This window comes from Limnohabitans rimovensis (SeqCode) (assembly GCF_965234775.1).
Classification (GTDB): domain Bacteria; phylum Pseudomonadota; class Gammaproteobacteria; order Burkholderiales; family Burkholderiaceae_C; genus Limnohabitans; species Limnohabitans rimovensis.
In genome coordinates, this window is the sequence record NZ_OZ248562.1 from 590,442 (window position 1) to 616,481 (window position 26,040).

28 protein-coding genes and 1 riboswitch are annotated in these 26,040 nt (G+C 58.6%); of the genes, 18 read left to right on the top strand and 10 right to left on the bottom strand.

What is annotated here, in order from left to right; genetic code table 11:
• Positions 1-22 precede the first annotated feature (22 nt).
• Entirely contained in the window at positions 23-1,222 is a 1,200-nt protein-coding gene (locus tag AC8GFZ_RS02845) for a pyridoxal-phosphate-dependent aminotransferase family protein (RefSeq protein ID WP_506642142.1), read from the top strand.
• 9 nt (positions 1,223-1,231) lie between these two features.
• Here the strand turns inward: AC8GFZ_RS02845 and AC8GFZ_RS02850 are convergent, their stop codons facing one another.
• The 3 genes from AC8GFZ_RS02850 to AC8GFZ_RS02860 all read right to left on the bottom strand — a co-directional run bounded on the left by AC8GFZ_RS02850 (position 1,232) and on the right by AC8GFZ_RS02860 (position 2,860).
• A complete protein-coding gene (locus tag AC8GFZ_RS02850) occupies positions 1,232-2,047 on the bottom strand; it encodes a sulfite exporter TauE/SafE family protein (RefSeq protein WP_506642144.1) in 816 nt (271 codons plus the stop codon).
• Positions 2,048-2,324: 277 nt separating this feature from the next.
• Complete coding sequence (locus tag AC8GFZ_RS02855; RefSeq protein ID WP_506642146.1) at positions 2,325-2,642, bottom strand: cell division protein ZapA; 318 nt, start codon at positions 2,640-2,642, stop codon at positions 2,325-2,327.
• Positions 2,639-2,860 (bottom strand): coiled-coil domain-containing protein, encoded by a 222-nt coding sequence (locus tag AC8GFZ_RS02860; RefSeq protein WP_506642148.1) that lies wholly within the window; start codon positions 2,858-2,860, stop codon positions 2,639-2,641. Before AC8GFZ_RS02860 ends, AC8GFZ_RS02855 begins: the two co-directional genes overlap by 4 nt.
• A 34-nt stretch (positions 2,861-2,894) precedes the next feature.
• A riboswitch (cobalamin riboswitch) is annotated at positions 2,895-3,160 on the top strand.
• Positions 3,161-3,228: 68 nt separating this feature from the next.
• Between AC8GFZ_RS02860 and AC8GFZ_RS02865 the strand changes: the two genes are divergently transcribed.
• The 8 genes from AC8GFZ_RS02865 to AC8GFZ_RS02900 all read left to right on the top strand — a co-directional run bounded on the left by AC8GFZ_RS02865 (position 3,229) and on the right by AC8GFZ_RS02900 (position 10,988).
• Positions 3,229-5,094: a TonB-dependent receptor domain-containing protein gene (locus AC8GFZ_RS02865; RefSeq protein WP_506642150.1), complete on the top strand. Its 1,866-nt coding sequence runs from the start codon at positions 3,229-3,231 to the stop codon at positions 5,092-5,094.
• A 6-nt stretch (positions 5,095-5,100) separates the two neighbouring features.
• Positions 5,101-5,904: an ABC transporter substrate-binding protein gene (locus tag AC8GFZ_RS02870; protein WP_506642152.1), complete on the top strand. Its 804-nt coding sequence runs from the start codon at positions 5,101-5,103 to the stop codon at positions 5,902-5,904.
• A 106-nt stretch (positions 5,905-6,010) separates the two neighbouring features.
• On the top strand, positions 6,011-6,880 hold the full coding sequence (locus tag AC8GFZ_RS02875; protein ID WP_506642154.1) for an ABC transporter substrate-binding protein: 870 nt from the start codon (positions 6,011-6,013) through the stop codon (positions 6,878-6,880).
• Complete coding sequence (locus AC8GFZ_RS02880) at positions 6,877-7,884, top strand: FecCD family ABC transporter permease (RefSeq protein ID WP_506642156.1); 1,008 nt, start codon at positions 6,877-6,879, stop codon at positions 7,882-7,884. Before AC8GFZ_RS02875 ends, AC8GFZ_RS02880 begins: the two co-directional genes overlap by 4 nt.
• Positions 7,881-8,675, top strand: a complete 795-nt coding sequence (locus tag AC8GFZ_RS02885; protein ID WP_506642158.1) for an ABC transporter ATP-binding protein — start codon at positions 7,881-7,883, stop codon at positions 8,673-8,675. Before AC8GFZ_RS02880 ends, AC8GFZ_RS02885 begins: the two co-directional genes overlap by 4 nt.
• 49 nt (positions 8,676-8,724) lie before the next feature.
• Positions 8,725-9,591, top strand: coding sequence for an HTD2 family dehydratase (locus AC8GFZ_RS02890; RefSeq protein ID WP_506642160.1), 867 nt, complete (start codon positions 8,725-8,727; stop codon positions 9,589-9,591).
• Positions 9,588-10,736, top strand: a complete 1,149-nt coding sequence (locus AC8GFZ_RS02895) for a CaiB/BaiF CoA transferase family protein (protein ID WP_506642162.1) — start codon at positions 9,588-9,590, stop codon at positions 10,734-10,736. The genes AC8GFZ_RS02890 and AC8GFZ_RS02895 overlap by 4 nt, the downstream gene beginning before the upstream one ends.
• A 9-nt stretch (positions 10,737-10,745) precedes the next feature.
• A complete protein-coding gene (locus tag AC8GFZ_RS02900) occupies positions 10,746-10,988 on the top strand; it encodes a DUF2783 domain-containing protein (RefSeq protein WP_506642164.1) in 243 nt (80 codons plus the stop codon).
• Here AC8GFZ_RS02900 and AC8GFZ_RS02905 read toward each other — a convergent pair.
• Together AC8GFZ_RS02905 and nth are read right to left on the bottom strand one after the other, a co-directional pair.
• Complete coding sequence (locus AC8GFZ_RS02905) at positions 10,977-11,918, bottom strand: NAD(P)-dependent oxidoreductase (protein WP_506642165.1); 942 nt, start codon at positions 11,916-11,918, stop codon at positions 10,977-10,979. The two genes, AC8GFZ_RS02900 and AC8GFZ_RS02905, sit on opposite strands and share 12 nt — an antisense overlap.
• Positions 11,919-11,945: 27 nt before the next feature.
• Complete coding sequence (gene nth / locus AC8GFZ_RS02910; RefSeq protein WP_506642167.1) at positions 11,946-12,587, bottom strand: endonuclease III; 642 nt, start codon at positions 12,585-12,587, stop codon at positions 11,946-11,948.
• A 50-nt stretch (positions 12,588-12,637) separates the two neighbouring features.
• Between nth and AC8GFZ_RS02915 the strand changes: the two genes are divergently transcribed.
• The 5 genes from AC8GFZ_RS02915 (at position 12,638) to AC8GFZ_RS02935 (ending at position 18,708) form a co-directional block, all read left to right on the top strand.
• Positions 12,638-13,852, top strand: a complete 1,215-nt coding sequence (locus tag AC8GFZ_RS02915) for an aminotransferase-like domain-containing protein (RefSeq protein ID WP_506642169.1) — start codon at positions 12,638-12,640, stop codon at positions 13,850-13,852.
• Entirely contained in the window at positions 13,849-14,382 is a 534-nt protein-coding gene (gene msrA, locus AC8GFZ_RS02920) for a peptide-methionine (S)-S-oxide reductase MsrA (protein ID WP_506642171.1), read from the top strand. Before AC8GFZ_RS02915 ends, msrA begins: the two co-directional genes overlap by 4 nt.
• A 458-nt stretch (positions 14,383-14,840) precedes the next feature.
• Complete coding sequence (locus AC8GFZ_RS02925) at positions 14,841-16,904, top strand: TonB-dependent receptor (RefSeq protein ID WP_506642173.1); 2,064 nt, start codon at positions 14,841-14,843, stop codon at positions 16,902-16,904.
• Positions 16,905-16,995: 91 nt separating this feature from the next.
• Complete coding sequence (locus tag AC8GFZ_RS02930; protein WP_506642175.1) at positions 16,996-17,973, top strand: AEC family transporter; 978 nt, start codon at positions 16,996-16,998, stop codon at positions 17,971-17,973.
• A 291-nt stretch (positions 17,974-18,264) separates the two neighbouring features.
• Positions 18,265-18,708 (top strand): hypothetical protein, encoded by a 444-nt coding sequence (locus AC8GFZ_RS02935; RefSeq protein ID WP_506642177.1) that lies wholly within the window; start codon positions 18,265-18,267, stop codon positions 18,706-18,708.
• Between the two features lie 21 nt (positions 18,709-18,729).
• Here AC8GFZ_RS02935 and AC8GFZ_RS02940 read toward each other — a convergent pair whose 3' ends face one another.
• The 5 genes from AC8GFZ_RS02940 to AC8GFZ_RS02960 all read right to left on the bottom strand — a co-directional run bounded on the left by AC8GFZ_RS02940 (position 18,730) and on the right by AC8GFZ_RS02960 (position 22,201).
• The gene (locus AC8GFZ_RS02940) at positions 18,730-19,179 is read right to left on the bottom strand and encodes an OsmC family protein (RefSeq protein WP_506642179.1); all 450 of its coding nucleotides are present in this window, start codon (positions 19,177-19,179) and stop codon (positions 18,730-18,732) included.
• A 7-nt stretch (positions 19,180-19,186) separates the two neighbouring features.
• Positions 19,187-20,887, bottom strand: a complete 1,701-nt coding sequence (locus tag AC8GFZ_RS02945) for a SulP family inorganic anion transporter (RefSeq protein ID WP_506642181.1) — start codon at positions 20,885-20,887, stop codon at positions 19,187-19,189.
• 79 nt (positions 20,888-20,966) lie between these two features.
• Positions 20,967-21,428: a DUF6691 family protein gene (locus AC8GFZ_RS02950; protein ID WP_506642183.1), complete on the bottom strand. Its 462-nt coding sequence runs from the start codon at positions 21,426-21,428 to the stop codon at positions 20,967-20,969.
• 9 nt (positions 21,429-21,437) lie between these two features.
• Positions 21,438-21,875, bottom strand: coding sequence for a YeeE/YedE family protein (locus tag AC8GFZ_RS02955; protein WP_506642185.1), 438 nt, complete (start codon positions 21,873-21,875; stop codon positions 21,438-21,440).
• Positions 21,872-22,201, bottom strand: a complete 330-nt coding sequence (locus AC8GFZ_RS02960) for an ArsR/SmtB family transcription factor (protein ID WP_506642187.1) — start codon at positions 22,199-22,201, stop codon at positions 21,872-21,874. The genes AC8GFZ_RS02955 and AC8GFZ_RS02960 overlap by 4 nt, the downstream gene beginning before the upstream one ends.
• A 100-nt stretch (positions 22,202-22,301) precedes the next feature.
• Between AC8GFZ_RS02960 and AC8GFZ_RS02965 the strand changes: the two genes are divergently transcribed.
• From AC8GFZ_RS02965 to AC8GFZ_RS02980, 4 genes are read left to right on the top strand one after another with little or no spacing between them, the layout of a single operon-like run.
• Complete coding sequence (locus AC8GFZ_RS02965; protein WP_506642189.1) at positions 22,302-23,177, top strand: MBL fold metallo-hydrolase; 876 nt, start codon at positions 22,302-22,304, stop codon at positions 23,175-23,177.
• A 13-nt stretch (positions 23,178-23,190) separates the two neighbouring features.
• Positions 23,191-23,631, top strand: a complete 441-nt coding sequence (gene trxC, locus AC8GFZ_RS02970) for a thioredoxin TrxC (protein ID WP_506642191.1) — start codon at positions 23,191-23,193, stop codon at positions 23,629-23,631.
• Positions 23,632-23,665: 34 nt separating this feature from the next.
• The gene (locus AC8GFZ_RS02975; protein WP_506642194.1) at positions 23,666-25,012 is read left to right on the top strand and encodes a cytochrome ubiquinol oxidase subunit I; all 1,347 of its coding nucleotides are present in this window, start codon (positions 23,666-23,668) and stop codon (positions 25,010-25,012) included.
• Complete coding sequence (locus tag AC8GFZ_RS02980) at positions 25,005-26,039, top strand: cytochrome d ubiquinol oxidase subunit II (RefSeq protein WP_506642196.1); 1,035 nt, start codon at positions 25,005-25,007, stop codon at positions 26,037-26,039. The genes AC8GFZ_RS02975 and AC8GFZ_RS02980 overlap by 8 nt, the downstream gene beginning before the upstream one ends.
• Position 26,040 lies beyond the last annotated feature (1 nt).

Here is a 26,040-nt window from a genome sequence, read left to right on the forward strand (position 1 = left end):
TCTGATCGTTGGAGAGACCCCCATGTTAAAGCTGAATTTCCATCCCACGGGCCGGCACTTTTTGCAGATCCCCGGTCCCTCACCCGTGCCTGACCGCATCCTGCGCGCCATGGCCCAACCCACCATCGACCACCGCGGCCCCGAGTTTGCGGGTTTGGGCCTGAAGGTCTTGGCCGATGTGCGCAAAATTTTTCAAACCCAACACCCGGTGGTGATCTACCCAGGTTCGGGCACCGGTGCTTGGGAGGCCGCCCTGGTCAACCTGTGCAGCCCCGGTGACACCGTGGTGATGTACGAAACAGGGCACTTTGCTGCCCTGTGGAATAAGCTGGCCCTGAAACTGGGTTTGAAAACCGAGGTCTTGGGCCTGCCCCAGGGGCAAAACTGGCGCCGTGGCGTGCAAGCCGACTTGATCGAGCAGCGCTTGAGCGCCGACACGCAACACCAAATTCGGGCCGTGTGCGTGGTGCACAACGAAACCTCGACGGGTGTGACCAGCGATATTTTGGCGGTGCGCCAAGCCATCGATCGCGCCAAGCATCCCGCATTGCTGCTGGTGGACACCATCTCGGGTGTGGGTGCGGCAGACTATCGCCACGATGAGTGGGGCGTGGATGTGTCCATGGGTGGATCGCAAAAAGGCTTGATGATGCCGCCTGGCATTGGCCTCAATGCCTTGTCGCCCAAGGCGATTGCCGCCAGCGCCCAAGCCCGCATGCCCAAATCCTATTGGGCCTGGGACGAGATGCTGAGCATGAACAAAACCGGCTACTTTCCGACCACACCCAATACCAATTTGCTCTATGCCCTGAGCGAAGCATGCGACATGTTGTTGGAGCTAGGCTTGCCCCAGGTGTTTGCGCGCCACCAACGTTGGGCGCAAGGGGTTCGACACGCTGTGCAAGCTTGGGGCTTGGCCATCCAGTGCGAGGACCCCAGTGTCTATTCGCCCATCCTGACCGGCGTGGTCATGCCCGAAGGGGTGGATGCCGATGCGGTGCGCGGCATTATCCAAGACCGCTTTGACTGCTCCTTGGGCACCGGACTGGGTTTGCTCAAAGGGCGCATGTTCCGCATTGGCCACTTGGGCGACAGCAATGACCTCACCTTGATAGCCACCTTGGCGGCCTGCGAAATGGGTTTGCGTTTGTCTGGTGTGCCCCTCGCGGGATCAGGCGTTCAAGCGGCCATGGCTTATTTTGCCGACCACCCCGGAGCCTGATGGGGCGGATCAGTGGGTAAAGCTGCGGTAAAACATAAAACCCGAGACCATGTAAAGCATCACAGCAAAAATTTGCTTCAATCGCTTAACAGGCAAACGGTGGGCCGCACGGGCCCCAGCCGGTGCTGTGATGACGCTGCAAGCGGAAATGATCACCGCCCCGGGCAGCCACACATAGCCCAAGGACCCCACGGGTAAGTTGGTTTCGTTCCAGCCGCTGAACACATAGCCCACGGTGCTGCTTAGCGCGATGGGAAAGCCCAGCGCAGCGCTGGTGGCCACCGCGTTGGGGATCAGCACATTGCACCAGGCCATGAAGGGCACACTGACAAAAGCGCCGCCAGCGCCCACCAAGCCAGACAAAAAGCCAATGAAACCACCGGCGCCCAACAAGCCCACCGGGCCGGGCAATTGGCGCGTGGGCTTGGGCTTGCGGTCCAAAAACATCTGGGTTGCGGAGAAGGCCACAAACAAGGCGAAAAAGAAACCCAAAAATGGTCCCTTGATGAGGGCAAAAACCCCCAAGCTGCTGAGCATGCTGCCCAGAACCAAGCCAGGTGCCAGCGAGCGCACCAGCAGCCAGCGCACCGCACCCTTTTGGTGGTGGGCCCGGACGCTGGATATGGAGGTGAAGATGATGGTCGACATGGCAGTGGCAATGGCCATCTTCAAACCCAAGTCGTCGGGAATGTTGCGCACCGACAGCACCATGGTCAGAAAAGGCACCATGATCATGCCCCCACCGATGCCGAGCAACCCCGCCATGAAACCAGTGAATAAGCCCAGCATGGCAAGTTCAAAAATAACCAGGGGCTCAAGCATCATGGTGTTTGTGGGGTGTGTGGGGGGTGCTGAAATGAAGGGGAAGTAGGTGTCTGCAAGTGACCACCAGACCGTCATCCTGAACGCAGGGTTCAGGTGGGCGAGGGCAGACTGATGTTGGGTTCGTCTGACGCGAGACGATCACGCTCACCAGCCGATGTACCAAGCCCGGGGCTCCAAAGAGCATTGGTTCAAGGAAATATAAAGCCCAATGGGCTTGCAGACGCATGCATTGTAGGTCTGCCACCCCCGGCGTTTGGGGGCTGCAGTCGTATGGGCGTCAGAGCAAGCGACCGTCGTCGCCCAAAACCTGGTCCAAGCGGGCCAGCAATTGACGCATTTTGCCCTCCGGGTCAGCCTGTTCATCCAGTGCCACATCAGCGAGGGTGGCCGTTTTGGCAGGGGTTTCAAACGCCAGGTTCAGGGCCGCCAACACCGCAATGCGCTCGCGCGCCTTGATCTTGCCCGCGTCGCGGATCTTGCACATGGCGGCATCAACCTTGTGCACCGCCGTCTGAAACTGCGCCTCGCCACCGGTGGGGCATTTGAGCAAGTAGCTCTGGCCCATGATGTGCACTTCCATTTGGTGAGAGCTCATGGGGTGTCTTTCTCGGGCAGGGACTCGGGCAATCGCTCGAGCAAGGCGTCCACCCGGGCGCGGGCTGCACTCAGGCGCGACTTGAGCGAGTTGCGCTCCTGGGTCAGGGCCTCGACTTGCTCGCTGAGCAAGGCATTGGTGCGCTGCAATTCCTCGTGGCGCAGCAACAAACGCTCAACGCGCTCGGCGACCTGTTCGAGGATGGGGTGGTACGGCATGGCTGATTATTTTAAGGCGACTGGCGATTTAACCCCTAAAATGAATTTTGTTGGTGCTCGCGGTGTGGTTCACACGCCGCAGTTCAACGGGAAGCAGGAGTCCGAATCGGCTTTGGCACAAGGTGCCATGTGTCCGCCCAAGATCAGCCTGCGCTGCCCCCGCAACGGTCAAGCGAACAAACTGCTCACGCGGTTTCGCCCTGTCCTACATAGCCACTGGTCGCCTTGAACAAGCGACTGGGAAGGCGGACAGAGGTTGTTTTCGCAAGCCCGGATACCGGCCAACAAGGTGGACGTGCGCTTGTCGCACGGTCGAACGTCCAAGCACTGTCGGGGAAGGCGGTGAGGGCTTTTGTTGGGTATTCATCATGAGAAATGTGTTTCGCATATGCCTGCGCTGGGCTGCGCTGGGCTGGCTTTCGGCTGTTTGTTTGTCGGTTTTTGCACAGGCGCCGCAAGGGACTTTGAAAGAAGTGGTTGTGACGGCGACCAGGGTCGAGCAGCCATTAGCGGATGTATTGGCGTCTGTTTCAGTCATCAGCAGGAGCGATATAGACAAAGCGCAAGCCCAGTCATTGGCAGAGTTACTTGCCAGTGAAGCTGGTCTTGAGTTTGCTCGTAATGGTGGACCAGGGACTGTCACATCATTCTTTTTAAGAGGTCAAGAAAGTCGCAATACTGTGATTCTGATAGATGGTGTCAGAACCCAGGTGGATCAACTTGGGGCTCTTCAAATCACAGACATGCCTTTGGCAATGATCGAAAAAATAGAGGTATTGAAAGGTAACGCCAGCGCTCTTTACGGCGATGCCGCCGTTGGTGGTGTGATCAATATCTTCACGCGTGGTGCGGCTGCTAAATCTGGAGCCTTTAGTGATGTTTCAATGGGTTCGCGAAACACAAACTCGGTCAATGTTGGGTATGGTTCCGCCGTAGGTGACACCAAATTCAATGTCAGTGCTGGAGGTTATAAAACGTCTGGTTTTTCCTCTAAAAATTCAAATTTGGTATTGGCAAATTCAGACAGCGATGGCTACGGTAACGGCTACTTTTTGGCTAATATTTCTCAATCCATCAATCGAGATATACAAGTAAAACTGATGCTCCAAAGCTTCCAGTCTTCAGTAAATTACGATGGCTTTGACGCTGCCTCATATGATTTGTTTAACAAGAAAAATGATGCTGTAGGTATCGAAACAAATGTACGGTGGAGTGATTCCCTCTCATCCAATCTCAATTTCACAAAATCTAATTTGAAGTACGAAGATTATCTTAATTATCAGTTGAAGGCTGATGGTCTATACGAGGGCAGCCAAGACGCTTATCGGCTGACCAATTCCTATGAAATAAATCAAAACACTGCGCTGTCTTTTGGTGTGGATCATTCGGTGGATCAATTCGCGGCATCTGGTGACTTTGGATACAAAATACATCGCTCCCTTACGGGTTACTGGTTAGGTGTCAATTCACGGCAAAATAATTGGTCCTTTCAAGCAAATATAAGAAACGATCAAATTAATTCAAATCAAAAGGATGTGGCCGATAGCTCATTTGGCATCAATTCGACTTTGTTTGGTTTAGGGTATCAGTGGAATTCAAACTGGCGTGCGAGTGCATCAATCTCAAGCGGATTTAAATCCCCCACCATGTACGACATTTCAACAAACAAGTCACTTGTGGCTGAAACCTATAACTCGGTTGAGGGCGGAGTAACTTACACATCTGGAAAAACTGCTGTTAGATTTATATACTTTGAAACATCGAGTCAAAATTTCATTGACTACAACTCAGATTGGACAGTTGCAAGCAACATCGGAGCCACGCTGATTAAAGGTATCGAGTCGATTGTGAAAACTACTTGGTTAGGCAATCAAATTAAGTTGAATTTGGTCAGGCAAGACCCTCTTTATTTGACCTACAAAAGTGATTTGGCTCGAAGAGCGCGTATTTACGGCTCTTTGGATGTATCTAGGAATTGGCAAGGCATCGATATTGGCACCAAATTCTCAGCTGCGGGTGAGCGAAATGATCGAAATATCAATGCGGCGAACACCACCACACAGAAGTTAGATCCCTACACACTGTGGTCTTTTTATGCCAGTAAAAAGCTGTCTCCCAATTGGGTAGGTCGGGTAAAGCTGGAGAATGCTTTCGAAAGAAATTATCAATTGGCCTATGGCTATAACGTTCCCAATCAAGGCGTTTACTTCTCTCTTCAATATCGCCCTAACTGACTTCCCATGAGCTTGTTGACCCCCCAACGCATCATCTGTCTGACCGAGGAAACCACCGAGTGGTTGTACTTGCTCGGGCAGTCGCACCGCATTGTGGGGATTTCGGGTTACACCGTGCGGCCTGCGCGGGCGCGGCAGGAGAAGCCTCGGGTGAGCGCGTTTTTGAGCGCCAAGATCGACAAAATTTTGGCCTTGGAGCCCGATTGCGTGTTGGGTTTTTCCGATTTACAGGCCGATATCGCCTCGGCCTTGATCCGCGCAGGTGTGCAGGTCACGGTGTTCAACCAGCGCAGCGTGGCTGAGATTTTCTCCATGCTGTACCAAGTGGCGGCGATGGTGGGCGAGGCTGAACAAGGCTTGGCGCGCATTGCCGCCATGCGCGAACGCTTGGCCGCCATTGCCGCACAAGCGGCGGCCTTTCCCAGGCGACCACGGGTGTACTTTGAAGAATGGGATGAACCCGCCATCAGCGCCATCCGTTGGGTGTCGGAGTTGGTGGGCGTGGCCGGCGGTGACGATTGCTTCCCTGAGTTGGCCCTGCAAAGCCTGGGCAAGAACCGCATCATTGCCAACCCTTTGGACATCGTGGCGCGCTCGCCCGACATCATCTTGGGCTCTTGGTGTGGCAAAAAATTTCGCCCTGAAAAGGTTGCAGCACGCCCCGGCTGGGCTGTGGTGCCTGCGGTGCGCAACGGCCAGTTGTTTGAAATCAAGTCGGTCGACATCTTGCAACCCGGACCGGCCGCATTGACCGATGGGGTCGAGCAGTTGCACCGGCGCATCACGCAATGGGTGGCCCAATATGCTTGAGCATTGGCTCCTGTCTGCGGGGGGTGCTCGCCGCGCGAGACGCTTGCCAATGGGGCAGCGGCTGCGGGGGTGGGTTGTGGTGGCCAAGCCTGGGTTCGTAGCGTGGGTGACCGGGCTTGTTCTGTGTTCATCGTTGGGCCATGCGGCTTGGGCCACCACACCCGCAGGTGTGCGCGATGACCGAGGCGAGGTGGTCCAGTTGGCGCGAGTGCCCGAGCGCATCGTGACCTTGATGCCCGCCTTGGCCGAAAGTGTGTGTGCTTTGGGCGCGTGTGATCGATTGGTGGGTACCGACCGATTTGCCAATTGGCCCGAAGCTGTGAAAGCATTGCCCAAGCTGGGTGGCATGGACGATGTGTCGCTGGAGGCCTTGGTGCGGCTCAAACCCGACTTGGTGTTGCTCGGCCGCTCGGCACGTCTGCTGCCGCGCTTGGTGGCTTTGGGCATTCCGGTGATGGCGCTGGAGCCCATCAACCAAGCCCAGGTGCAGCACAGCTTGCAGCGCTTGGCGGTGGTCTTGGGTTTGCCCGAGCCCGAGCAACGCGCCGCGCTGGTGTGGCAGCAGGTGCAAACCCAGCTGAGCCAGGCTCGCGCCGCGATACCGCCGCAAGCCAAGGGCGCAAGTGTTTATTTTGAAGCCGGCAGCGGAGGCTATGCGGCGGGTGAAACCTCATTCATTGGCGAGTTGATCACCGTTTTGGGTTTGCGCAATGTGGTGCCCGCCCAACTGGGGCCGTTTCCGCAACTCAGCCCCGAGTGGGTGCTGCGCAGCCAACCCGACTTGATCATGATGGGCCAAACCCCTTTGGACCCTTTGCAGCGCCGTCCGGGTTGGTCTCAGTTGGCGGCGGTCAAGCACAACCGTGTGTGCCAGTTCACTGCCGAACAAGGCGATGTTTTGGTGCGTCCCGGTCCGCGCATGGGTGAAGCGGCTTGGCTGATGGCGCAATGTGCGCAGCGCAGTTGGAAGCCATGACGCGAATGCCATCCTGGCGCTGGGGCATCAGCTTGATCTTGTTGAGCATCGCTTGCATTGTGCTGGGCTTGATGACCGGCAGCGAGGGCTTGGACACCGGTTGGCATTGGGCGGACCCCATTGTGCAAGACATCCGCTGGCCGCGCACCGTGGGTGCTTGGATGGCCGGTGCCTTGCTGGGTTTGGCCGGGGCTTTGGCTCAAGGCTTGTTTCGCAACCCGCTGGCCGACCCTTACTTGTTGGGCAGTGCATCCGGTGCTGGCTTGGGCGTGGCGGCAGCCCTGGCCGTGGTGTCTTGGGGCGGTGCTGTGCTGTCGCCTGGCGTGACTTGGGCCCAGCCATGGGTGTGGCGCTTGGGAATGACAGGTTGTGCCTTTGTGGGTGCATGGGGCGCGGTATTGCTCACCTTGTTGTTGGCCAAAGGTGCACACCACAGCTTGCGTTTGTTGCTCTCGGGTGTCGTGGTGGGCGTGGTATTGGGCGCGGTCACCTCCTTGCTGATGGTGGCCGTCCCTCAAGCTTGGCCGGTCATGCAATCGTTTTTATTGGGCAGCACCGCCATGATTGGCATGCCCGCGGTGGTGTTGATGGCTTGGGTGTTGTTGCCCTCACTGCTGGTGGCGCTGGCCATGGCGCGCTGGCTCGATGGCCTGCGCCTGGGTGAAGACACCGCTCGCAGCCTGGGCCTGCCGATTGGTTTGATGCGTTGGGTGCTGATCGGGGTGTTGGCACTGTGCACCGCTACATCGGTGGCGCAAGCGGGTTTGATCGCCTTTGTGGGTTTGGTCGCGCCGCATTTGGTGCGCTCACGCGCCTCGCTCTCACATGGTCCCTTGCTCGCGTTGTCCGCCGCCATGGGCGGCTTGTTGTTGTGTGCGGCCGATGTCATGGCCCGCATGGTGATGGCACCACGCGAACTGCCCGTGGGCATTTTGACCGCCGTGCTGGGCGGTGGCTATTTGTTGTGGCGACTTCACAGCCAACCCCAAAGGGCCTCGCCATGAATCGCCCATCCTACGCTTTACAGGCCAAGGGCCTGCAGGTGGTTTTGGGCGGGCGCACGGTGCTGCACCCCTTGGATGTGTCGTTTGCACGCGGCTGTTGGACCAGCGTGGCCGGCCCCAACGGAGCGGGCAAAACCACCTTGCTCAAAGCCCTGGCGGGCTTGCTGCCCGCCGCTGGTGAAGTGGAAGTTCTCGGTGAGTCCCGCAACCTTATGACCCCCCAGGCCCGAGCGCAGCAATTGGCTTGGCTGGGCCAAACCACCGATGGCGATGACGATGTGCTTGCTTTGGATGTGGTGATGCTGGGTCGATTGCCGCACCAACGCTGGTGGCAAGGGCCGAGCGCCCAAGACCATGCGGTGGTGCAAACCGTGATGGGCCAAACCCAATGCTGGGACTTGCGCCAGCGACCCCTGGCACATTTGTCCGGCGGCGAGCGCCAGCGGGTGTTGCTGGCCCGCGCTTTGGCCGTTCAGGCCCCCGTGTTGCTGATGGACGAACCCCTGGCCCACTTGGACATGCCGCACCAAGTGGATTGGTTGGCCACCGTGCGCAGCTTGGTGGGACAAGGTGTCACCGTGGTGAGCGTGATGCACGAACTCAGCTTGGCTTTGCGGGCCGATCACATGCTGCTGATCGATGATGGGCGCGTGGCCCACCAAGGCCGCTGCGACGATCCGCAAACCCACGCCGCCTTGCGCCAGGTGTTTCAGCACCGGGTGAGCGTGCAACAACTGGGCGGGCATTGGGTTGCCATGCCCGACGAGGGTCTGGCCGAAGCACGAGCTTGAGAGGGTTCCCCCGCAGGGCAATGGGGGATGGATTGGGTAGACTGCGCCCATGACTTTGATCGATCCCACCACCTTGGCGCACTTGCAATCTTGGCAAGGACGCAGCGATACCTTGCACGATGACATCAGTGCCGCCCCATTGCGCGGCTGGATGGCCACCCTCGACCGGCCATTGAGCGATGTGCAGCGTGGCACAGAGCTTCCACCTTTGGGCCATTGGCTGTATTTTTTGCCGACCCATGCGCAAAGCGAATTGGGCCCCGATGGCCATGCCCTGCGCGGTGGGTTTTTGCCGCCCGTGCCCTTACCCCGGCGCATGTGGGCTGGCGGGCGTTTGACCTGGGTGCAGGCGATCAAAGTGGGCGATGCGGTGCAAAGGCGTTCGCGCATTGCTTCGGTCAAGCACAAAGCCGGGCGTTCTGGTGACTTGATTTTTGTGGAGGTTGAGCACGAGGTGCACAGCCAAGCCGGCTTGTGTTTGACCGAGGTGCACGACATCGTTTACCGACCCGCACCCCAGCCCAGCGACCCGGTGATCGCCCCAGTGGCCGCCCCCAGTCAAGCAGCTTGGCAGCGCACGGTGGTGCCCGATGCGGTGTTGCTGTTTCGGTATTCGGCGCTGACCTTCAACGGCCACCGCATCCACTACGACCGCAGCTATGTCACCCAAGAAGAGGGCTACCCCGGTTTGGTGGTGCACGGGCCCTTGTTGGCCACCTTGTTGCTCGACTTGGTGGCCAGGCACACCGACCGACCGGTGCGCCAGTTTTCCTTCAAAGCGCTGCGCCCCACTTTTGAGTGCGCCGATGGCAGGGCGTTCAAGGTGTGCGGCCAGCCCGACGGCAACCGGGTGGATTTGTGGGCCCAAGACCACGAAGGCTGGCTCACCATGCAAGCCAGCGCGGAGTTGGCATGACCCGCCCGCTGGACCACATCACCGTGGTGTCGCTGGAGCACGCGATTGCTGCGCCCCTGTGCACCCGCCACTTGGCCGATTTGGGCGCTCGCGTCATCAAGGTCGAGCGCCCGGGCAGCGGCGACTTTGCGCGTGACTATGACCGCCGCGCGCGGGGTTTGGCCTCGCATTTTGTGTGGGTCAATCGATCCAAAGAAAGCCTGGCACTCGATTTAAAGCAACCTGAATCTCTGGCCGCCCTCAAAACTTTGATTGCCCGCGCCGACGTGGTGGTGCAAAACCTGGCCCCTGGCGCCACCACCCGCATGGGCTTGGACGCCGCCACCTTGCGCGCGCAAAACCCACGCTTGATCGTGTGCGACATCTCGGGCTATGGCCAAGACGGGCCTTACCGAGACAAAAAAGCCTATGACCTGTTGATCCAAAGCGAGGCGGGTTATTTGGGCATCACCGGCACGCCCGACACACCCTCCAAATCTGGCAATTCGATCGCCGACATTGCCGCTGGCATGTATGCCTACAGCAACATCTTGGCGGCCATCATCCAGCGCGACAAAACCGGCGAAGGGGCGCACATCGATGTGTCCATGCTCGAGGCCTTGACCGAATGGATGGGCTTTCCCATGTACTACGCCATGGATGGTGCCGCACCGCCCCCGCGCACGGGCTCGGCACACGCCACCATCTACCCGTATGGCCCATTCCCCGTGGGTGAGGGCCCGGCGGTGATGCTGGGCATTCAAAACGAGCGCGAATGGCAGTCGTTTTGCACCCATGTGATGCTGCAAGCCGATTTGGCCCTAGACCCGCGCTTCAACTCTGGGGTGCAGCGCAACGCCAACCGCCAAGCCTTGGCGGCTGCCATTGATGCGGTTTTTTCCAAGCTCAGCGCCGACCAAGTGATTGAACGCCTAGAGATGGCCCAAATTGCCAATGCGCGTGTCAACAGCCTGGCCGATGTGTGGGCCCATCCGCAGCTGCAAGCGCGGGGGCGCTGGCGGGATGTGGGCTCCAGTGCCGGCCCCTTGCCGGCCTTGTTGCCGCCTGGGCGCAACAGTGCATACGACTACCGCATGGACCCCATCCCCCAGGTGGGCGAACACACCCAGGCCATCTTGCAAGAGCTGGGCTTGGGCCCTTTGTGAAAGCACCCCATGGCTGAATTGAAGCTGACCCCCCATTTCCACGACGCGCAGCGCCCGCCCAGCGCCGACCCCAGCGTGAGCGACGATTTTTATGAAGCGCTGTTGGACACCCACGTAGGCCTGAGCGAAGCCCAAAGTGCATTGCTGAATGCCAAGTTGATTTTGGTGCTGGCCAACCACATTGGCGACTTGGACGTGCTGCGCCAAGCCATGGCCGTGGCCCGCGCCGACATCGACGCTTCAGCCCCCTGATGGCGTCTTGGCGCCGGCGCTCAAGTCGGTGCCGGTTTGTTGCTCCATCCAGCGCACCACTTCGCTGACACTGGCTTGGGGGGCTGCACTTACCAGGGCTTGTTGCCACAGGGCTTGGGCCACCGCCCAGACGGGCGCGGGTGTTTGTGTTTGCTGTGCCAAAGTGGATGCGATGCCCATGTCCTTGACCATCAATTCCAGCTTGAACGGGTCATCAAAAGCGCGGTTGAACACCCGCTGGTGGAAATGCGTTTGCGCCACCCAACTGCCGCCGGTGGAAGCGTTGAGCACGTCGACCATCACAGCGGGGTCCAGACCGTAGCGTTGCCCGGCCAGCAACCCTTCAGTGGTGTTCATCAAGGTGATGGCGGTGATGCAGTTGTTGATGGCTTTCATGGCGTGGCCACAGCCCACTTCGCCCAGGTGGAAGATGGATTTGCCCATCACTTCCAGAAGCGGACGTGCCCGCGCCAAATCGGCGTCAGCGCCACCGACCATGAACACCAACTCCGCAGCCTGAGCACCCCATTGGGCACCAGAGACAGGGGCGTCGATCATGCCAATGCCGCGTTCGGCCAAGGCGGCAGCGGTTTGGCGTGTCAGCCACGGCTCGCACGAGGAGGTGTCAACCACCAAGCCACCGGGCTTGAGCCCATCGATCAGACCAAAACCGGGCTTGTCTGTGCCCAAGGCCACGTCTTGGACCACCTGGCCGTGGGGCAGCATGGTGAACACGATGTCGCTGTGCGCCCCCACCGCACGCGGGTCTTCCAAGGCCACGGCCTTGGCGCCCAGCGTGTTGGCCAAATCCAGGGCCACATCGGCTTGCGCGTCATGCAGCCACACATGGTGGCCCGCTTGGGCCAGGTGGGTGGCCATGGGCGTGCCCATCACCCCCAAGCCAATGAAACCAATGTGTTGAGGCGTCATAAAGAAATATGTGTGAAAAAGATGCCCTCAAACGGGCGCAGGGGTTTTGGGGCGGTATGCGCAATGGGAAGCCACCGCACATTGCCAGCACAGGGGTTTGCGCGCTTGGCAGACATAGCGCCCGAGCAAAATCAGCCAATGGTGGGCGTCCACCAAATAAGCGAGAGGGATGCGTTGCAGCAAACCCATTTCAACTTCATACGGCGTTTTGCCGGGTGCCAAACCGGTGCGGTTGCCGACCCGAAAAATATGCGTGTCCACCGCCATGGTGGGCTGGCCAAAGGCCACATTCAGCACCACATTGGCGGTTTTTCGGCCCACGCCGGGCAGGGCTTCCAAGGCGGCCCTGTCATTGGGCACCTCACCACCATGTTCGCGCAGCAATATCTCGCAGGTTTGCAGCAGGTGCCGGGCTTTGCTGTGGTACAGACCTATGGTGCGGATGTGCGCCTCCAATCCGTCCAGGCCCAAGGCCAAGATGCGGGCTGGGGTGTGGGCCACCGCGAACAAGCGCCGCGTGGCTTTGTTCACCCCCACATCGGTGGCTTGGGCGCTGAGCAAGACAGCGGTGAGCAGCTCAAACACGCTCGTATACTCCAGCTCCGTATTGGGCTGAGGATTGGCCGCTTTCAAGGTGGCAAAAAAAGGCTCGATTTGGTTTTTTTTCATGGCTTTAATTGGGGTCAGATTCCAATTAATTTTCTTTGGTGAATTCTCCCATGCAATTTGCACAACGCCTGAACAACGTTGAAACCTCCGCGATCCGTGAGCTGTTCAAGCTGCTGGGCAAGCCCGGCATCATCAGCTTTGCGGGCGGCTTTCCCGACAGCGCGATGTTTGACGTCGAGGGCATCCAACATGCCAGCCAGCATGTCTTGGCCCATGAGCCCGGACCCGCCTTGCAATATGGCGCGACCGAAGGCTACCCGGCCTTGCGCGAACAGTTGAGCCAATTCATGGCCAGCAAAGGTGTGGCGGGTCTGAGCCCAGAGGGCTTGATCGTCACCACCGGCAGCCAGCAAGCGCTGGACCTGATTGGCAAAACCATGCTCGACCCGCAAGACACGGTGATCGTCGAGGCCCCCACCTTTTTGGCCACCATCCAGTGCTTTCGCTTGTATGGCCCGCGCGTGATCGGTGCGCCGATTGATGACCAGGGCGTGGATGTGGAAGCGCTCGAGGCGCTGGTGGTCAAACACAAGCCCAAGCTGATTTACCTGGTGCCCACCTTTGGCAACCCCAGTGGGGCCATGCTCAGCTTGGAGCGTCGGCTGAAAATTTTGGAACTGGCCGTGCGCCACCAGGTGTTGGTGGTCGAGGACGACCCCTATGGCGACTTGTACTTTGGCGAACCACCACCGCCCAGCCTGCTGGCCCTGAGCGAGCGTGTGCCTGGCAGCCGCGAATGGCTGGCCCACTGCGGCAGTTTGAGCAAGGTGCTCAGCCCCGGCTTGCGCGTGGGTTGGTTGATCGCCCCCCCTGAGTTGCTGTCGCGGGCCACCATGTGCAAGCAGTTCAGCGACGCCCATACCTCTACTTTTGCCCAGGCCACGGCCGCCCAGTATTTGAAGTCTGGGCGCATGCCCGCCACCTTGGACAAGGTGCGCCAGGTGTATGCACGGCGCGCCCAGGCCATGGGTGCGGCATTGCAGCGTGAACTGGGTGCGGCGGTGCGCTTTACCCAACCCCAAGGGGGATTGTTTTTTTGGGCTTATTTGACCGGTGCGGGTGGTGCACCCAGCGACGGTCAGGTGCTGGCCAAGCTGGCCATCGACAAAGGAGTGGCCTTTGTGCCGGGAGCGCCTTTCTATGCCGATCAACCCGACACCAGCAGCCTGCGCTTGAGCTTTGCCACCGCCGATGAAGCCAAGATCGACGAAGGCATGGGCCGTTTGGGGCAGGCGGTGCGCGAACACATCCAGGGGGCGGCATGAGCGAGCGCACCATCACCTTGGGCGGCGGTTGCTTTTGGTGCACCGAAGCGGTGTTTGTGCGCGTCAAAGGCGTGACCGATGTCGAATCGGCGTATTGCAACGGCCATGTGCACCAACCCAGCTACGAGCAAGTCTGTGATGGCAATACCGGGCATGTTGAGGTGGTGCAGTTGCGCTACGACGACACCCAGGTGAGCTTGTCGCAGTTGCTCGAGGTGTTCTTCGCGGTGCATGACCCGACCACGCTCAATCGCCAAGGCAACGACGTGGGCACCCAATACCGCAGCGGTATTTACGTGGACAACGCAGGTGATTTGGCCTTGGCCCAAGAATGGGTGGCGCATTTGAACCAAAGCAAGGCTTTTGGTAAGCCTGTGGTCACCGAGGTGGTGATGCGGGCCAATTACTGGCCGGCCGAGGACTACCACCAAGACTATTTCGAGCGCAACCCCAACCAAGGCTATTGCGCTTTTGTGGTCGGACCCAAAGTGGCCAAGTTCCAAAAAACCTTTTCCAGTTTGGCCACCTGATGGTGATGGCGCGTCTCAGGCTTGCAGGTCTGGCATTCGCCCTCTTGTGGGCGCAGTGGCTGGGCTTGAACCATGCCATTTGGCACAGCCCCGTTGGGCAGGCTTCGTCAGCTCACGCCGAGGCAACCCAGGACGCTGCGAAACCACATGCGCATGCGGGTGATTCACACGCTGTTTTGGAGGCGCCAGAATGGTTGTCGCACCACAGCGACACCGAATGTCGGTTGTTTGATCAACTCGCGCACAGCGATGGCTTGATCACCGCATCGCAGCACCTGGGGGGCCTGGCCCCATGTGTTTTGCACTTGGTTGGGGCTGTGGTGCCAGTGCAGCACCAATGGCTTTTGGCCTACCAGGCCCGCGCACCACCTTTGTTTCTTTCTTGATTCACTGCCTTTGAACACCCCCCCGCATGGGCTGGGTTGTTTTGTCATTGCAATTTCAATTGGAAAGAAATCATGAATGTCTTTATTCGATCGGCCTGGCCATTGTGCGCAGGCCTGTTGGCCATCTGCGCCCCTTGGGCCATGGCCCAAACATCCCCCGCCAATCAGGCCCAGAGCCTGAAAGAGGTGGTGGTCACTGGCAACCCCTTGGGTCGTGACACCAGCGCGGCCCCCGTGACCAGTTTGAGTGGCACCGAGTTGTTGCTGCGCTCGGGCATTACCTTGGGTGAAACGCTGTCGCAAACCCCTGGGGTGTCCAACAGTTACTTTGGCCCGAATGCGGGCAGACCCATCATCCGCGGCTTGGACGGAGACCGCATTCGCCTGCTCAACAACGGTGGGGCAGCGCATGACCTCTCGGGCCTGAGCCCAGACCATGCGGTGGCCCAAGACCCCTTGAGCGTGGAGCGCATTGAGGTGCTGCGCGGGCCGGGCGCTTTGTTGTACGGCGGCAGCGCGGTGGGCGGGGTGGTCAATGTGATCGACAACCGCATCCCGCAGCAACCCATGGAGCCTGGCAGCGGTCTGCTCGGGCGTTTTGACCTGAACGCCGCCAGCGGCAACCAAGAACGCAGCGGTGCGGGTTTGGTCGAGTGGGGCAATGAGCGTTGGGCGGTGCATGTGGACGGCTTTCGCCGCTTCAGTGGCGACGCAGCCGTTCCCTTGAGTTTGAATTGCGATCGCACCGGCGTGAGCAGCCGGGTGATTTGTAACTCGGTCAACAGCGCCAGTGGCGGTGCGGTGGGGGCCAGCTTGTTTTGGGATCATGGCCGCTTGGGTGCCTCGGTGTCGCAATATGCCAGCCAATATGGCGCAGTGGCCGAAGATTTGGTCACCATCGACATGCGCAGCACGCGCTATGCCCTGGAAGGTGAGTGGCGCAGGCCTGGTGCTTTTGTTGAACGCTTGAACCTGCAAGTGGCCCGCACTGATTACCGCCATGCCGAGTTGGAAAGCGGTGTCATTGGTACCGAGTTCATCTCGCCCAGTACCGACTACCGCTTGCAAGCGCGGCACAGCCCGTGGAGCAGCCCTTTGGGAAGCATGCAAGGGGTGTGGGGATTGCAGGGTGACTCTTCTCGCTTTGAGGCACGCGGGGATGAAGCCTATTCGCCGTTCAGCGAAACCCAAAATCAAGCGCTGTATGTGCACGAAGAACTGCCCAAATCCTGGGGCCGTTGGACATTGGGTGTGCGCAGCGAACAAGCCAAGGTGGGGTGTTTGAGTGGCGGTGCCGTCTGCGACAGCACAGCGCAAAAGACGTTTGCACCTTTGAGCGCCGCGCTGGGCTTGCAATACCAGTTGGCGCCGGGTTGGCAGTGGCTGACCCACGTGGCCCGCACCGAGCGCGCACCCAAGCACTACGAATTGTTTGCCAATGGGGTACATGTGGCCACCCATGCCCACGAGGTGGGTAACGCCAGTTTGGGTGTGGAACGGGCCAACCAGTTCGATGCAGGCCTGGCTTGGCGCAGCGGTGAAGACCGTTTCGCCATGAATGCATTTGTGAACCAGTACGACAGCCACATTGCTTTGTACAACACAGGTGTTGCCTCCGATGAGGACCCCGAGATCATGACCTACAACTACCGCTCGGTGCGAGCCCGCTTTCAAGGCCTCGAAGCCCAAGGCAGCAGGCGCATCAAAGATGGTTCAGCAGCCTGGGTCTTGGGTGCCCGTGCCGACATGGTTCGCGCCACCAACCTCGATACCCAAGAGTCCTTGCCGCGCATTGCGCCGTTTCGGTTGGGCTTGACGCTGGACCGCCAAAGCGGCCCCTGGCTGGCTGGCTTCGGTGTGGACCACGCCATGGCGCAAGATGCAGTCCCTGCTGGCGACCGCGCCACGCCATCGTCCACGCTGCTAAATGCGCGCCTGACTTTTCGCCAGCAACAAGGCAACAGCCAGTGGCTTTGGTATGCGCGGGGCACCAACCTGACCGATGCCCTGGTTTATTCGCCCACATCGGTGCTGACCACGACTGCCAAATATGACGATGCCAACACAGGGCAAACGGTTTACAAAGCGCCTTTGCCCGGGCGCAGTTTGAAGTTGGGCGTGCAAATCAGTTTTTAAGGCCCTTGCAAAGCCCACTGCCTGAGGCCATGGCAAAGGCCGCCGTCATCAGCGGCGGTCATTGCCATGCCTGCTGGGGGACAATCCACCCATGTTGGATGTGGTGATTTCCTCTTTGGTCCCGGTGATGTTGCTCATTGCCATGGGTTGTGCCGTGGGCCGCTGGAATTGGGTCAGCCCTGGCGGCGCGCAAGAACTCTCTCGCTTGGCGTTTTCGGTGTTTGGACCGGCCCTGTTGTTTCGCACCATGAGCCATGTGGACCCCGCCACCCTGGTGCTGCAACCCTTGGCGGTTTATTTGGGGAGTGCCGTGGCGCTCTACTGGGCCATGTGGTGGTTTTGGGGGCGCAAGCTGTCGGCGGCGATGTGGGCAATGGCCAGCATGTTCAGCAACACCGTGGCCTTGGGCATCCCCTTGGTGGGCTATGTGTATGGGCCGCCGGGTTTGGTGGTGTTGTTCACCTTGATTTCGGTGCATTCGCTGGTGTTGGTGAGCATGATCACCTTGAACCTGGAGTGGCATCGGGCTCAAAGCAGCCGGCAAGCCATGGAGGGGACTTCTAGGGTTGCGTTGTGGGCCACCTTGACCTTGGCTTTGCGCCAATCCATTTTTCACCCGGTGCCCATGCCCATTTTGTTGGGGCTGGCGTTTTCACAAACCGGTTGGGCCTTGCCTGAGGCCTTGGACCGACCCTTGCAATGGCTGGGCGCGGCTTTTGGCCCCATGGCCTTGTTGTTGGTAGGCATCAATCTGGCTCAGGTCTGGCGCGCGTCGGCTTCAGCGAATGACAAGCCTCAAACTTGGCGCAAACCCATTGAACTGACCGTGCTGAAAAACATGGTTTTTCCCCTGTGCGTGGGCCTGGTTGGTTGGGCCGTGGGCTTGCAAGGCGTGCCCTGGGCTGTGATGGTTTTGGCCGCAGCCTTGCCTGTGGGTGCCAATGTGTTCTTGGTGTCTCAGCGCTATGCATTGGAGCGCGAGGCCATCACCTTGGGCATGTCGCTGTCCACCGTGGTGGGCATGCTCAGCTTGCCGGTGGTGATGGTGCTGTTGCAACACTGGGGATAGCTCCTTTCGAACGTTCATCACCCGCGTGAATGCCCTTGGGTCCTTTGCGGGGCAGGGATATTTCTTCACGCTGGTGCCCCGTGGCATGGGGCCCCATGTACACACCCATTGACCCAAGCATGATGTGCATCAAGTCCTTTTGTGCATGCCAATCGCAAAATCAGACACGATTCGAATTGCAAGCCAATGAGGCTTTCGATGGCGGGTGGTCGATGCCTTCAAACGGTCGTCGCAACGCATCCAGAATCCTCTGCTGCGTTTTCCCCATGTGGTGATGCAAAGGAATTCAAAATGAAAATGCAATCTGATTCAACCGCCAAGCTGGTTGCGGCCCTGACCCTGTCAGCGGTGGTCATGGCCTACACCGTGGGCGTACAGGCCCAAGACACGACCAGTTCTTTGACGCCCATTTATGGCTCGCAATTGATGAGCGACCCAGAACGCAGCGCCTACCAAACCAAAATGCGAAGCTTGAAAACAGACCAAGCGCGTGAAGCCTTTCGCTTGGAGCACCACGAAGAGATGAAAATTCGAGCGGCTGCCAGAGGCGTCACCCTGCCCAACGAACCACCCGCCAAAGGCCTGGGCATTCAAGGATCCGCCCCACAAGGGGCTGGGCAGGGCGGTGCCACAGGCAAATCGGGTGGCATGGGAAGCGCAACGGGCGGTGGCGCTTCAGCCGGTTCCGGAGCCGGTCCTGGGGCTGGCGGTGGTGGTGGCGGTGGCCGCAAGTAAAGCTGAGTGCCGGTCTTGGCGTCAGTCTTTCAAAATGACGCCATGCACATCCATCACCCGTGTGTGGACGGGGATGCCCAGACCCACACTTTGGGTCACGGTGCAAAACTCTTCAAATTGATCAAGCGCCCGCTGGGCGTGCTCCAGTGCGCTGGCCGGCACGCCCAGCTTTAACTTGGCTTGCATTTTCAGAACCCGCAAACGCCCTTGTTCATTGCGCCCCACCAAGGCCTGCACCTCGCAGTGAATCGGGTCTGGTGCTTGCTTAAATTTGCGAAACGCAAACAACAATGAGTCGCTCAGGCAGTTGCCCACTGCCGCGCACAGCAGTTGCACGGGTGAAGGTCCTGTGCCGGTGCCCAAGGGCGCCGGTTCATCTGTGGTCAGCACCGGCATGGCATCGTCAAAAACGATCTCAAACCGGTAGTCAGCCTGTTGCTGCAAATTCACAGTGATGGTTTTTTCACTCATATGGGCTTCAGGGAATGACCTCGGGCGTTAAAGCTTGTATGGCTTGGTAGTTGGTCAAAAACACCTGGCCATGCAAGTGCTCCAAAAAGTGGGTGGTGCTGAGCTTGTCCATCACCGGCCCTTTGATTTCCGAGAAGTGCAAGGCGATGCCTGAGTCTTTCAAACGGCTGGCAATCGCCTCCAAGCTCTCTAAGGCACTGGCGTCAATGTCGTTCACCGCCGAGCATTGCAGCAACACGTGTTGCAACTCGGGGCGGGTCGCCACTTCTGCGTTGATGCGGTCTTCAATGCCCCGTGCATTGGCGAAGAACATGCTGGCGTCCACCCGCAAACATACCAGCTTGGGGCTGACCAACACCTCGTGGCGCAGCACATTGCGGAAATGCTCGGTGCCCGGCACCAAACCGACGGTGGCGATATGCGGTCGGCTGGCCCGCAACAAAAACAGCGCCAAAGATACCAACACGCCCAAGACCAAACCGCTTTCCACACCCACCAGCAAGGTGGCTAGCAAGGTGGTGGCCACCGCCATGAAGTCGAGTTTGGAAAAGCGCCAAGTGGATTTCAAAATACCGAAGTCCACCAGCGACAACACCGCCACGATGATGGTGGCCGCCAAGGTGGCTTGGGGCAAATAAAACAAAGCGGGGGTTAAAAACAGTGAGGCCAAGGTGATGCCCACCGCCGTGTAAACGCCTGCAGCGGGTGTGACTGCACCCGCGTCAAAGTTGACCACCGAGCGTGCAAAACCGCCCGTGACTGGAAAGCCGCCTGTGAAGGCCGCGGACAAATTGCTAGCCCCCAAGGCCACCAACTCTTGGTCGGGTTCTATGCGTTGGCGGCGTTTGGCGGCCAGGGTTTGACCCACCGACACCGACTCCACAAACCCCACCACGCTGATGAGCAAGGCGGGCACAAGCAGTTCTTGCCAGAGCGCCAAATCCCACAAAGGTGCGGTGAGGGGCGGCAAGCCTTGCGGCACCGTGCCCACCAGCTTCATGCCTTGGCCCTGCCAATCCAGGCCCCAAGCCAAGACGGTGGTCAAGGCAATCGCCACCACGGGACCAGCTTTGGCCAGCACATCGGCCAGCTTGGGTTTCAAACCCGCAGAGATCAGCAAAGGCTTCAAACCCTTGCGTACCCAAAACAAAAATACGGTGGCTGCAATGCCTACGGCCAAAGTCAACAAATGCACATTCGAGGCTTGGTGCAGCAGCGAAGACAACAGTTCGACAAAGTTATGACCCTCGGCTTTCACGCCCATGAGGGTTTTCAGTTGGCTCAAAGCAATCAGCAAACCCGAGGCCGAAATGAAACCCGAAATCACGGGATGGCTTAAAAAGTTCGCCAAGAAACCCAGCCGCAACAAACCCATGATGAGCAACATGCCACCCGATAAAAACGCCAAGGTGATGGCCACTTGCCAATACGCATAAGTGCCAGCGGCGGCGTGTTCGCCCACCGCAGCGGCGGTCATCAGCGACACCACGGCCACAGGACCCACCGCCAACACCCGACTGCTGCCCAACACCGCGTACAACAGCAAGGGCGCCACGCTGGCGTACAAACCCACCTCGGGCGGCAGCCCCGCCAGCAAGGCATAGGCCAAGCTTTGCGGGATCAGCATGATGGTGACGATGAGGGCCGCCACCAAATCGCTGGTCAGGGTTTCGCGGTTGTAAGTTCGACCCCATTCAAGAATGGGCATTGTGGGTAACCAGTGCGTGGGTGTGGTCATCTGCCCGCCATATTAGGTTGCGCCCTGCACGCACTGTTGTTGAAGTGCCTCATGATGGGCTGAGTTTGGCTTTACGTGGCGCGTGAATAAAGCGATCCAACAATTCATAGCCCACCATGCCTGCCAGCATGGCCAGCACAAACAGCAGCGCTTTGGGTTGGCCGGCGGCCATGGACACGAGGGCGGGGCCGGGGCAAAACCCAGCAATGCCCCAGCCTGCGCCAAACATCAGGCTGCCAATGACCAAGCGCCGGTCAATCACTTGGCTGTTGGGCAAGCGCAGCAGGCCCCCCAAAAAGTTAACGGTGCGTTTTTTGGCCAAGCTGAAGGCAAAAAAGCCGACGGCGATGGCCCCGCCCATGACAAGCGCCAGGGATGGGTCCCAGCTGCCAAACAGGTCTAAAAACCCAATCACTTTGCCCGGGTCGGTCATGCCGGAGAGGATCAGGCCCAGGCCAAAGAGCAGGCCGACCAAAAATTCGCTGATGCGGTGGATGGTGTTGTTGTTCATGCTGGGCCCTTAAACGACGTGTCGAACGATGTAAACGATGAAAAAGCCAGCACCCATGAAGCTCAGGGTGGCGACCAAGGAGCGCGGCGACAGGCGCGAGAGTCCGCAAACACCGTGGCCACTGGTGCAACCAGAGGCGTAGCGGGTGCCAATGCCCACCAGCAAACCGGCCGCAATCACCGTCCAAAAGCCGGCGTCAATGCGTGGCTCTGAGGCCAGACCGGCTGGCGCCAGGGCCATGAACACGGTGGGGGCCGCCAACATACCCAGCAAAAATGCCACCCGCCAGCCGATGTCTCCCACTTTGGGGGGCAGCAGCCCGCCCAAGATGCCGCTGATGCCCAAAATGCGGCCGTTGATCAATATAAAAACCGCAGAGGCCACGCCCAGCAGCAGGCCCCCAATGAGTGACGCCCAAGGCGTGAAATGATTCCAGTCGATGTTCATGATTCGTTTCCTTCTGGTTGTCCACAAAATTGTTGATATAAAACACCCATCACCGCCATGGCTTCGGTGCTGGTGATTTGGTAGTAAATGTTTTTGCCTTCGCGCCGGGTGACGACCAGCCCCTCGTCGCGCAAAACCGTGAGCTGTTGCGACAAAGTGGGTTGGACGATGCCCAAAATTTCTTCGAGTTCGCCCACCCTTTTTTCCCCTTGGGCGAGTTGACACAGCAACATCATGCGGTCGGGGTTGGACAAGACCTTCATCAAGCGGCAGGCTTTGTCGGCTGAAGTCCTCATTTTTTCCAAATCGAGTTGAACTGCGTTCATGTCTCAAAGGCCTTTCTCAGTTAAGTTGGCGATAGTATATTGACAAACAATTTATTTGTCAATATACTATCGCCATTGAAATTGAAAAAAGGAGTTTTCGATGAACACCGCTGCTGTCAACCCCCAAGTCCATGGCATTTTTGACCCCGCCACTTGGACCGTCACCTATGTGGTTTACGAAAAACCAGGCTCTGCTTGCGCCATCATCGACTCGGTGTTGGACTACGACCCCAAGTCGGGCCGCACCAGCCACAAGTCTGCTGACAAAGTCATCGAATTTGTCAAAGCCAACCATTTGAAGGTCGAGTGGATCATGGAAACCCATGCCCATGCCGACCACCTGAGCGCCGCGCCTTACCTCAAGCAACACTTGGGCGGCAAAACAGCAATTGGCGACCACATCAGCGGCGTGCAAAAAGTGTTCAAAGGCATCTTCAACATGGAAGCCAGCTTCAAATTGGACGGCTCACAGTTCGATCACCTGTTTGCCGATGGTGACTCCATCAACGTGGGCGCCCTGACTGGCCACACCATGTATGTGCCTGGCCACACCCCGGCTTGCGTGGCCTACCAGTTTGGCGACGCGGTGTTTGTGGGCGACACCATGTTCATGCCCGATGTGGGCACGGCTCGATGCGATTTTCCAGGCGGCGACGCCAAAACCTTGTACGCCTCCACCCGCAAAATTTTGAGCCTGCCCCCCGAGACTCGCCTGTTCATGTGCCACGACTACCCACCGAACGACCGCCCCGTGAATTTCGAGACCACGGTTGCCGAGCAAAAGGCCAAGAACATCCATGTGCATGACGGCATCAGCGAAGCCCAGTTTGTGGAGATGCGCACCAAGCGTGACGCCACCTTGGAAATGCCGGTACTCATCTTGCCCGCGGTGCAAATCAATATCCGCGCTGGTGAGTTGCCACCCAAGGAAGACAACGGCATTGCTTACGCCAAGATTCCTTTGAACGCACTTTGAAGGCGATGCCTTTATGAACACCCTGCATTTGGTCTGCCCCCACTGCAACGCCACCAACCGCGTTCCCTCGGACAAGTTACAAGCTGAACTCAATTGCGGTAAATGTCACGCTGCTTTGCTGCAAGCGCATCCCGATAACTTGGGCGAAGCCGCTTTCAACGCGCAATTGGCCAAAAGCGATTTGCCCTTGGTGGTGGACTTTTGGGCGCCTTGGTGTGGCCCGTGCCGCGCCATGGCACCGGCCTATGAAAAGGTCAGCCACGACATGCACGGCAAAGCCCGTTTTGTGAAGGTGAACACCGAAGACGAACAAGGCTTGGCGGCCAAGTTCAATATCCGAAGCATTCCGACTTTGGCGGTTTTTGCGGGTGGCCGCGAGATTGCCAGACAGCCTGGGGCGATGTCGGCCCCCGATGTGGCGCGTTGGGTCAGCGCTGCCTTGCTCAAGGCCTGAGACGACCCACAACATCCGCTGAATGAGATAAACCATGGACACCCTTGATCCCGTCGTGCTGGCGCGTTTGCAGTTTGCAGCCAACATCACTTTCCACATTCTGTTCCCCACCATCAGCATTGCCATGGGGTGGTTTTTGTTGTTTTTCAAAACCCGCTTTGTGGCGACGGGTGAGCAGCATTGGATGGACGCCTACCAGTTCTGGATCAAGATTTTTGCCCTGACCTTCGCCTTGGGCGTGGTCAGTGGCATCACCATGAGTTTTCAGTTTGGCACCAATTGGCCAGGCTTCATGAACACCGTGGGCAATGTGGCGGGACCCTTGCTCGCTTATGAAGTGCTCACCGCTTTCTTTTTGGAAGCCACTTTCTTGGGCATCATGTTGTTCGGGCGTGGTCGGGTCAGCGAAGGGGTGCATACCTTGGCCACCTGGTTGGTGGCTTTGGGCACCACAGCGTCGGCCTTTTGGATCTTGGCGCTCAACTCATGGATGCACACGCCAGCAGGCTTTGAGATGATCAATGGGCAAGCCCATGTGACCAGTTGGTTCGAGGTCATCTTCAACCCCTCTTTCCCTTACCGCATGACGCACATGTTGCTGGCCTCCGGTTTGACAGCGTCTTTTTTGCTGGCTGGCATCAGCGCCTATCGGTGGTTGAAAAACGACCGCGCCAAAGATGTGATGGCCGCGCTTCGCACCGGTGTCACGGTGGCAGCGATCTTGATTCCGGTGCAAATTTTCGTGGGCGATCTGCATGGCCTGAACACCTTGAAACACCAACCCGCCAAGCTGGCGGCGATGGAAGGCATTTGGGAAACCCAAGCCGGTGTGCCTGCCGTGTTGTTTGCCATTCCCGATCAAGCCACGCAGTCCAATAAATATGAAATTGCCATTCCTAAATTAGCCTCTTTTTACCTGACCCATGACTGGAATGGCGAGGTCAAGGGCATCAAAGATTTTGCCGAACACCCGCCGGTAGGGCCCGTGTTTTGGGCGTTTCGCATCATGGTCGGCGTGGGTTTGCTCATGCTCGCCGTCAGCTGGTTTGCCAGTTATGAAATGCGTTTCAAAGACGGACTGTCGCGGCGCACCGCCATGGTGTTGGTGGCCATGACCTTTGCGGGCTGGGTGGCTTTGGTGTCGGGTTGGTATGTCACAGAAATTGGCCGTCAACCTTGGCTGGTGCATGGGGTACTGACCACGGCACAAGCAGCGTCGCAAGTGCCTGCGGGCAATATTGCCCTGTCTTTGGCCCTGTACCTCACGCTGTATGCGGCCCTCTTGAGTGCCTATGTGTCGGTGGTGTTTTACCTCGCCAAAAAAGCCGTTAATGGTGGCGAAGAACCCAGTGTCGATGTGAAGGGGCTTAGCCATGTCTGAGTTCGGCGTAGATTTGCTCAGCCCTGCAGGCTGGTTACCACTGGTGTTCGCCTTGGTCATGGCCTTGTCCATGTTGGCTTATGTGATTTTGGATGGCTACGACTTAGGCGTAGGTGCTTTGCTTGACAGCGCCGACACGATCGAGCACAAAGACACCATGATCGCCAGCATCGGCCCGTTTTGGGACGCCAACGAAACTTGGTTGGTGCTGGGCGTGGGCGTTTTGTTGGTGGGCTTTCCGATGGCACACGGCGTCATCTTGGGGGCGCTGTATTTGCCTGTGGCGCTGATGTTGGTGGCGCTGTCGCTGCGTGGCGTGGCCTTTGACTTTCGGGTCAAGGCCAAAGCACACCACCGCCCCTTGTGGGACAAAACCTTTTACGTCGGTTCGATATTGGCGTCGTGGTCGCAAGGCTTTATGTTGGGCCAACTCATCCTCGGGTTTAAGCAGGACACGGCGGCTTATGTCTTTAGCGCCTTGATTGGTTTTTGCTTGGTGTTTGCTTACCGCTTGCTGGGTGCAGGTTGGCTGATCATGAAAACCGAAGGCGCTTTGCAGCTGCGGGCGGTGGCGTGGGCCCAAGGCAGTTTGTGGTTGACCGCTGCGGGTGTGTTGGCCATATCCGTGGCCACACCGTGGGTCAGCCCAAGGATTTTTGACAAGTGGTTCAGCTTTCCCAACCTGCTGATGCTGTTGCCGATTCCGGCCATGACATTGGGTTTGTTCTTGGTGATTGGGCGCAGTTTGTCTCGCTTGCCCGTGCGGTTTGCGCAAGGCAACCAATACGGCGCCGGTGTGCCGTTTGCCAGCACCGTGGGCGTGTTCTTGCTGTCGTTTTACGGCTTGGCCTACAGCCTGTTTCCTTGGTTGGTGATTGACAAACTCAACATCTGGCAAGCCGCCAGTGCGCCCGAAGCTTTGCTGGTGATTTTTTACGGCGTGGCGGTGGTCTTGCCCGTGATCATTGCTTACACCGTGTTTGCCTACCGGGTGTTTTGGGGCAAGTCCACGACTTTGACCTACTGAG